We start from the raw sequence: 8439 nt of genomic DNA, 5'->3' as shown, positions 1-8439 counted from the left end.
AGTCTTTGACGACTGCTTGCTTGAATCGTGCGCTGTGCTTGCTCATGAAAAAACACCCCAAATCGTTGGACTGGTGTCCAACTTTTGGGGTGCAGTTCAGCGGCGAGGTTTTTTTCTGGACGACGGGATAAAGGAAGAATGCGGCTCAGGCGTGGAGAACCGGCTCGCTCGCGACGCCTTCATTGATGCGCGTGATCGTCCCCTGTGCGACGGCGACCAACCGTTCAGCGCCGCCATCGGTGACGAACACGTCGCACTGGCAGGTGGCCTGCGTCATGCCGGCATGCACGACGCGCGCACGGGCCATCAGCGTGCCGCTGACCGCCGGGCGCAAGTAGTTGATCTTGTACTCGCCCGTCACGACCTTCGGGCCCAGCCGCAGCGCGCCGGCGAAGGTCAGCGCGTTGTCCACGAGATAACTCACCACCCCGCCGTGTACGAAGCCATGTTGCTGCCTGAGTTCGTCCCTGATGGTCAGACACAGCGTGAGACTCGCTGAATCGACCTGCATCAGTTTGGTACCAAGCAAGGCGCTGAACGGTTGCGCATTCAGCGCACCGCGCGCGATATCGACTATTTCGGCCATTCGGACACTCCTTGGGTGGGTTCGGTGCCGTCCTGCAAAGACAATAGAAAGCGATCGCGCGCACTGCAAGAAACTCCTGCAAATTTTGTGCAATGGAGCGTTCGGGCCGCGTGATGTGCGCCTTCGACGATGCCCAGTCAAACCCGCAGCGATCTCCGCATTCGCGTAGACAGCCGGTTCCGCAAACGATTCAAGCTTTCTGACGGCATTGCCGTAAACCCTCACTGTTCCCGCTCGGGCGGGTGTGATTTCGCAAATTCGGAGTGCGGGTGATGTTTGCAAGGATCAAGGTTTCAACGGGTTTGCTGGCTGTACTGGTGGTGTTCTGTCTCTTTCAGCTGGTCACCGAGGGACTCGGTTTCTGGTCCCTCTCACGCACGCATGACGATGTCGGCAATCTTTCCGACATCGCGCTCAAGCAGGTCAATGCAGTCAACCAGACGACGCAGCATCTGATGGATGCACGTATCAACCTGTCCCGCGCCGGCACCCGCATGGTGCGCGGCGGCAGCGAGCCGACCGACATCGTGCAGCACGCGCGCGCACAGATCGCGGCGGCGGACAAGTCTTTCAACGCCTTCCTGAATGCGCCCAAGACCGGCGACGAGAACATCGCGCGCTCGACTGCGCTGCAAGGCAAATACGCGGAGTATGCGAAGGCGCTGGCGGAGCTCGTCCAGTATCTCGATGCGGGCAACATCCAGGCGTTTCTGGATCAGCCCACGCAAGGCTTCCAGGACCGCTATCTCGCGGAACAGCAAAATTTCGTCAATTTCGGCGATGAGGCCGGGCGCGCCTATCTCGCGTCGATCGACACGCGCTATGCATGGTTTCGCGCGGTCGGCATCGTGATTCTGGTGGCGCTCGTGGCCGGCATCGCGCTGACGCACGTGGCGCTGCGCCGTGGCGTGATCGCGCCGCTGGAGGAAGCGGGACGGCACTTCGAACGCATCGCGAACGGGCATCTGGATGAACGCATCGAGCGCGGCGGCAGCAACGAGATCGGCCGGCTGTTCGCCGGACTCGCGACGATGCAGGCGAGCGTCGCGAGCACGGTCAAGGCGGTGCGCGCGACGTCGGATTCGATCAACCTCGGCGCCGACGAAATCGCAAGCGGCAACGCCGATCTGTCCGCGCGCACGGAAAACCAGGCGGCCTCGCTGGAAGAAACGGCATCGAGCATGGAAGAGCTGACCGCCACGGTGCGGCAGAACGCCGAGCACGCACGTGAGGCCAACACGCTGGCCGGTGAAGCGCTGCAGGCCACCTCGCGCGGCTCGAGCGTCGTGGATGATGTCGTCGAGAAGATGCGCGGCATCGCGTCCAGCTCGGACAAGATCGCGGAGATCATTTCCGTCATCGACGGGATTGCCTTCCAGACCAACATCCTCGCGCTGAATGCGGCCGTCGAAGCGGCGCGCGCGGGCGAACAGGGGCGCGGTTTCGCGGTCGTGGCCGGAGAGGTGCGCGGCCTCGCGCAACGTTCCGCGCAATCGGCGAAGGAAATCAAGGCGCTGATCGGCGAGTCGGTGGCGCAGGTGAGCGACGGCTCGATGCTCGTCGAACGCGCGGGCGCGGCCATGCGCGACGTATCGGCGTCGATCTCACGCGTGACGCAGATGATGGCGGAGATCAGCGCGTCGTCGCTCGAACAGAGCGTCGGGATCGAGCAGGTCAATCAGGCCGTCACGCAGATGGACGAAATGACCCAGCAGAACGCCGCGCTCGTCGAGCAGGCGGCTGCCGCTGCGTCGTCGCTACATGAGCAGACGCGGCAGCTCAAGGCGGCGGTGTCGGTGTTTCAGCTCGCCTGAGCCGGAGCCCGGAACCCCGGAACGCACGGCGTCCCTCAGTCAGTCAAGGCCGCGTACGACGTCGCGAGGTGATACGGCGTCGTCGACGGCATCTCGGCGCGAATGACGTCTCCCTGCGCCGACCGGGCCTCCACCCAGCCCTTGTCATGCAGGAAACGCGCGCCGAAGCGCGCGATCTGCTCGCCGGGCGCTTCGCCGCGCGTGACCAGCGCGCGCAGATATTCGGTCTGGGCCCAGATGCGCTGGGTGCCGTCGATCACGCGGCCACTCTCGTCGATGGCCGCGCACACCCCGCCCGTTTCCGGGTCCACGCCGTGACGTTGTGCGAATTCGAAGGCGCGCGCGAGTCCTTCGTTGAGCCCGGCCGCCTCGAACGCCTCGTGCCGGCTTCCCAGCGCCAGAAAAAACCATTCGAATTGATGGCCCGGCTCCAGCCGGTTGCCTGGCGCGCCCATCGGCAATTCGGCGATCGAGCCGCTCGGCGCATGCACGAACGCGTCCGCGACGGAGCGTGCAAGTTGCAAAAGCCGCCGGTCGTAGGCGGCGTCGCCGGTGGCTTCGCGCGCGGCAAGCCATGCTTCCGCGAGATGCATCAGCGGATTCTGCAACGGGGTTTCGAGCGTGGCGCCGAAGTCTTCGGCAAGCACCGCATTCAGCAGATCACCGCCGCTCGAAAAGCGTGCTTCGATCAGGCGTGAGCTTTCGTCGAGCAGCGCGAAGGCGTCGGCCGAGCCGGTGCGCTTGGCGTAATGCGCGCACGCGAAGACCACGAATGCATGGGTGTAGAGATCCTTCTGGCGCTCGAGCGGTGCGCCGTTCGCATCGACGCTATAGAACCATCCGCCGTTTTGCCGGTCCAGAAAATAGTGCCGTAGCGCGTCGAACAGCGTGGCGGCATGCGCGAGGTCGCCGGCGTCCGTGAAGGCGAACAGTTGCCGCGCGCAGGCCATCGCGCGATAACGCCTGGGCGGCAGCGGCGCATGGTCATGCGCCGCGACGGCTTCGTACGCCAAGCCGAGCGCGGCGTTGAATCCGGGACCGCGCCATATCGGCAGCACGACATCCGCATAATGCGCGCGCAGCGCGGCGGCGGAGTCCGGGCGCACAGCTTGCAGCGGCGATTGAGCATTGGACTGAGCGTTGGTTTGCTGATCCTGCATGGATAGACTCGGATGGACCCAGGGGACGCGCCCTTGCCCGAGGCGCGCAGCACGGAAGCATAACAAACCAGCCTGGCGCCGACCGGTTCTCGAGGCCGCTCGCCGGGCTTTCGACCAGAGGAGGTCACTGACATGTTGGGCAATATTGAAATCATCTCGCGGCTCGTGATGGCGGCGGCGCTTGGCAGCGTGATCGGCTTCGAGCGTGAACGGCTCTCGTGGGCAGCGGGATTGCGCACGCACATGCTCGTGTGCGTCGGCTCGGCGCTGATCATGATCGTGTCGGCCTATGGTTTCGAGGAAGCCTTGAAGGGCGATCACGTCGTGCTCGATCCGTCGCGGGTCGCGGCGCAGGTGGTGTCGGGCATCGGCTTTCTCGGCGCAGGCTCGATCCTCCTGCGCGGCGAGATCGTGCGCGGACTGACCACGGCGGCGAGCCTGTGGTCGGTTGCGGCCATCGGGCTGGCGGTGGGCGGCGGGCTGTACACGGCGTCGATCGCGGCGACGGCGATCATCCTCGTCATTCTCGCGGGCATCAAACCGCTGGAACGGCGCTTCATCAGCGTCAAGCAGCGCCGGCAACTGACGATGCTGGTCGAGCGCGGCTCGCTGACGTTTCATGGCCTGCACGAAGCGCTGGGTCCCGGCAGCGTGCGCGTGAAGCAGTTTGTCGTCCAGCAGAGCGACGACTCGCCCGATCTCGATGAAGTGCGCGTGGAGCTGTCGCGCGCATCGGCGATGGAATATCAGGCGATCTGCGATCGTTTGCGGCATCTCGACGTCGTGCGCGAATTTCGTGAGGACGATGCCAGCTAATTTGCCTGAGGGATGCGGGCGGCGCCCCGCCGCGTGAGACAATGCGGCCTCTCGAAGAATTCGCCGCGACCGCCGGACCACCGTGCGTCCAGGGCCGCGGCCTTTCGAACCTATGCCAGATTCCGCTGCAAACAAAACGCCCGACACGCTCCCGGGCGATACCGCCGGACGCGCCATGCCGCGACGGGAGCCCGAATCGCCGGCCAGACAGGACGGCGTCGACATCGAAAAGAAACTCGCCCGCGCGGCGCGCTCCGCGCAGCGTCTCGCGCAATTGAGCGACGGCGCGCGCAATGGCGAAACGCTCGACCTGTTCGCCGAAGACGCCGAACGCGCGCATCTTCAGGCACTGAATACCGATATCCGTCAGGGCACGTTCGAAGGCTTCGAGCTGCCTGAGGTGTTTCTCGCAGCAGTGCAGTCGAACCACGCTGCGTCGCCGTCCGAGGCGGCCGCGGCGAAACGGGCGTCAAAGACGAACGTGGCGCCGGTCGAGCCGGTGCAAGGGTTGTTTCAGGACGAAGCGCAGCCCTCGCCAGCCAACGAAGGCGACGGCATGGAGCCAGCGAAATCCTGTGCGCTCGCCGCCGCCGTGCCGCGTGCGGCAAGCGTGAGTAGCGTCGCGCTCGACGGGCACGGCGCCGTTGGGGTGTCGCAGCCGGTGCAATCTTCTGGAGCGCCCGGCGAGGTGCCGCCGCAGATCAAGGCCGGAGCCGGGCCCGAGCTTGACCGCGCGCGGGCCGCCGCGTTTGCCGACACGGTGGAGGCGCTCCACGCCGTCATGATCGAGCAGCGCATGTCCGCGACCGCGCACGCGCGCCGGATGAAGACGATGTTGTCGATCATCGTCTGCGTGATGCTCGTCACCGTGGCAACCGGTATCGCGCAGACGGTGCTGCTGGTGCATATGGGCCGCGACGGCAAATTGCAGCAGGACCGCATGGAGCAACTGATGCTCAACCAACAGGCGACGCTTGCCTCGCTCTTCGATACCGACTCGGACACCGTCAGCCTGCGGCATGGCCGCGACCCGTACGGAACCGACGCCTCGCCGATGCAGCCGGTGAGCGCGGACAGCCCGGACTATCCGTCTAGAAAGCACGTGCGTTCCGCGCACCATCGCGCCGGTTCGACGGCACACTGATTCTTCACCTTCCCGTTTCATCGTTACGCGCTGCGGCGGCATGTCGCGCTTTCGCGTGTCCCGACGCCGAGACGCGGCCGGACGGGCGATTACCGGCTGTCCCACATTCAGAGCAGCGAAATCACTCGCAGGAATCGGTAAAATGTAGAAAAACTACAATAAATTTCTTCGAAAATGCTGCGACGCACTAGAAATGAATCAGGGCAAACCCTATAATGCGTCCTAAGGGAAAACCCTTTAACGCTAACCGGAGCCAGACATGAGCTACCTTTTCGCCCTGCTGCAAAAATTTGCTTCGCTGTTCGAATCGCCGAACCTTCCGCTCGACAAAGACTACTCCTACCAAGCACGTTTCCGTGATTCGGAGCGTCAGCGCAAGGCACGCGGTACGGCTTTCGGCATTCGCCTGTAATGCGTCGCTGACGGCGGCGCGGGAACACAACACAAGCAACGCACGACGGCCCTTTGCCGTACGACCCGCCCGCCAAGTCACCGCTACATGTAGTTTTTCTAGCATCTCCTCGCTGTCCCCCACGCGCCTCCTGCGCGCGATCGCATCGCCCTTCCTTTCGTCTGTCTGACGTCTACCCGGCAACTCGCCTGCATCGTCAACAAGCATCCAGACTTGTCCTGACGCGACACGCAAAAATCCCCGAGCCGTTTCATTACGCTGGCGGCAAAGCCTTATCCAGCAAGGCCCCGACGAGCATTGCACACATCCGGCCTTATTCCAGTGTCGTATTTCCACATGTGCCTGTCGCAATTAGTCGGCTGACGTGACTTTTTTCTGGCAACTATGTATGCACAGCGCGGACGCAGGTCCGCCCCGCCAGGAGAGACTCGATGAATTCCCCCAAAGTGGTAGTCGAGGGACTGTGCAAGGTTTTCGGCAACAGTCCCAAGCAAGCGCTCGACATGCTGGCCGGCGGTGCGACGAAGGAAGAAGTCTTCAAGCGCACCGGGCAGATCGTCGGCGTCCATAACGTCTCGTTCGACGTCAAGGAAGGCGAAATTTTCGTGCTGATGGGCCTTTCCGGCTCCGGCAAATCCACGCTGATCCGACTCATCAACCGGCTCGTCGAGCCGACCGCCGGCAAAGTGCTGATCGACGGCCGCGACGTGGCCGCCGTGCGTCGCTCGGAACTCACCGAACTGCGCCGCAAGGACATGAGCATGGTGTTCCAGTCCTTTGCACTGATGCCGCAGCGCACTGTTCTTTCCAACGCCGCATTCGGCCTCGAGGTCGCGGGCGTCGGCAAGAAGGAGCGCGAAACACGGGCGATGACCGTGCTCGAACAAGTCGGCCTCGCGCCGTTCGCCCAGAAGTTGCCTGCGCAACTATCGGGCGGCATGCAGCAGCGCGTGGGACTGGCGCGCGCGCTGGCGGTGAATCCCTCGCTGATGATCATGGACGAGGCCTTCTCCGCGCTCGATCCGCTCAAGCGCAAGGAGATGCAGAACGTGCTGCTCGATCTGCAACGCGAGCAGCGTCGCACGATCCTGTTCGTGTCGCACGATCTCGAAGAGGCGATGCGCATCGGCACTCGAATTGCGATCATGGAAGGCGGCCGGGTGGTGCAGATAGGCACGCCGCAGGAAATCATCACCAATCCCGCCGACGATTATGTCGAGGCCTTCTTCGAGGGTATCGACACGAGCCGTTATCTGACCGCGGGCGACCTGATGCAGACCGATGCCGTGCCGCTCATCAAGCATGCGCCGCAGATCGACGCGTCGAGCGTGGCGGCGACGCTCAACGGCAGCGCGGACTACGCGTTCGTGATGGACGGCGAGCGCCGCATTCGCGGTTTCGTCGGCCGCGACGGCAATGGCAACGCGGTGCCGCAGATCAATCCCATCGAGTGCATCGAGCGCGGCATGGCTCTCGACGATGTCGTGAACCGCGTGGTTGCGAGTCCGGCGCCGCTGCCGGTTGTCGATGCCGACGGCTTCTATTGCGGTTCGATCAACAAGGCCAACGTCCTGAAGGTCCTTACGCACCATCGAGGTTCCCATGTCTGAAATCATTCCGCTTGGCAGTTGGGTGGACCACGGCGTCCACTATCTCCTCGATCACGACGCGAAGACCTTCGACTCGATCGGCAAGGTCATCGAAACCTTCGCCGCGGCGGTCGAGCATGGCCTGCAGGCCATTCCGATGTGGCTGATGATCGCCATCTTCGTGGGCATTGGCCTGTGGCGGGTCGGCTGGCGATTCGCGGCGTTCGTGCTGGCCGCGCTGCTGCTGGTCTACGCGACCAACTTCTGGGATCAGATGGTCATCACGCTGGGCCTCACGCTGTCGTCGACCTTCATCAGCCTGCTGCTCGGCATTCCGCTCGGCATCTGGACCTCGAAGAGCCGGACGGTGGAAATGATCGTGCGTCCGGTGCTCGACCTGATGCAGACCATGCCCGCATTCGTCTACCTGATTCCGGCGGCCATGCTGTTCGGTCTCGGCCGCGTGCCGGGGATTCTCGCCACCGTGATCTTCGCGATGCCGCCTGCCGTGCGTCTCACGTCGCTGGGCATCAAGCATGTGAACCGCGAAATCGTGGAAGCCGGCCAGGCCTTCGGCTGCACGCCGTGGCAGTTGCTCTACAAGGTGCAGGTCCCGAACGCGCTGCCGTCGATCATGACTGGCGTGAACCAGACCATCATGATGGCGTTGTCGATGGTGATCATTGCGTCGATGGTGGGCGCAGGCGGCCTCGGCAACGACGTGCTGGCGTCGATCCAGCGCCTCGACATCGGCCTGGGCTTCGAGAGCGGCCTGTCCGTGGTGTTGCTGGCGATCATCCTGGACCGCATCACGGAAAGCTTCGGCCGTTCGCCTGGCATGGCGCGCGCTCCGTTGTTCGCGGGTCTCAAGAGCGTGATGAAAGTGCGCCGCACGCCGGCGACCCAACAAAGCTGAGA

Annotated in this window: 8 protein-coding genes; 6 read left to right on the top strand and 2 right to left on the bottom strand. The window is 63.8% G+C overall.

Annotated elements, in window-relative coordinates:
• Positions 1 to 145: 145 nt before the first annotated feature.
• Positions 146 to 586 (bottom strand): PaaI family thioesterase, encoded by a 441-nt coding sequence (locus tag QCE62_RS33880; protein WP_309927465.1) that lies wholly within the window; start codon positions 584 to 586, stop codon positions 146 to 148.
• Between the two features lie 272 nt (positions 587 to 858).
• Here QCE62_RS33880 and QCE62_RS33875 point away from each other — a divergent pair, with 272 nt between their 5' ends.
• A complete protein-coding gene (locus QCE62_RS33875) occupies positions 859 to 2400 on the top strand; it encodes a methyl-accepting chemotaxis protein (RefSeq protein WP_309927464.1) in 1542 nt (513 codons plus the stop codon).
• A gap of 35 nt (positions 2401 to 2435) precedes the next feature.
• Here the strand turns inward: QCE62_RS33875 and QCE62_RS33870 are convergent, their stop codons facing one another.
• Complete coding sequence (locus QCE62_RS33870; RefSeq protein WP_309927463.1) at positions 2436 to 3560, bottom strand: AGE family epimerase/isomerase; 1125 nt, start codon at positions 3558 to 3560, stop codon at positions 2436 to 2438.
• A gap of 132 nt (positions 3561 to 3692) precedes the next feature.
• On the opposite strand from QCE62_RS33870, the gene QCE62_RS33865 reads away from it, so the two are divergent.
• The 5 genes from QCE62_RS33865 to choW all read left to right on the top strand — a co-directional run bounded on the left by QCE62_RS33865 (position 3693) and on the right by choW (position 8437).
• Positions 3693 to 4376, top strand: coding sequence for an MgtC/SapB family protein (locus QCE62_RS33865; protein WP_309927462.1), 684 nt, complete (start codon positions 3693 to 3695; stop codon positions 4374 to 4376).
• A 175-nt stretch (positions 4377 to 4551) separates the two neighbouring features.
• Positions 4552 to 5520, top strand: coding sequence for a hypothetical protein (locus QCE62_RS33860; protein WP_309927461.1), 969 nt, complete (start codon positions 4552 to 4554; stop codon positions 5518 to 5520).
• Positions 5521 to 5779: 259 nt separating this feature from the next.
• Entirely contained in the window at positions 5780 to 5932 is a 153-nt protein-coding gene (locus QCE62_RS33855) for a hypothetical protein (protein ID WP_309927460.1), read from the top strand.
• Between the two features lie 431 nt (positions 5933 to 6363).
• On the top strand, positions 6364 to 7542 hold the full coding sequence (locus QCE62_RS33850; protein ID WP_309909234.1) for a glycine betaine/L-proline ABC transporter ATP-binding protein: 1179 nt from the start codon (positions 6364 to 6366) through the stop codon (positions 7540 to 7542).
• Entirely contained in the window at positions 7535 to 8437 is a 903-nt protein-coding gene (gene choW, locus QCE62_RS33845; protein WP_309927458.1) for a choline ABC transporter permease subunit, read from the top strand. The genes QCE62_RS33850 and choW overlap by 8 nt, the downstream gene beginning before the upstream one ends.
• Positions 8438 to 8439: the final 2 nt, after the last annotated feature.

Source organism: Caballeronia sp. LZ033 (assembly GCF_031451265.1).
GTDB lineage: Bacteria > Pseudomonadota > Gammaproteobacteria > Burkholderiales > Burkholderiaceae > Caballeronia.
The sequence above is the reverse complement of the archived record's forward strand: the minus strand, read 5'-3'. Positions and strand labels throughout refer to the sequence as shown.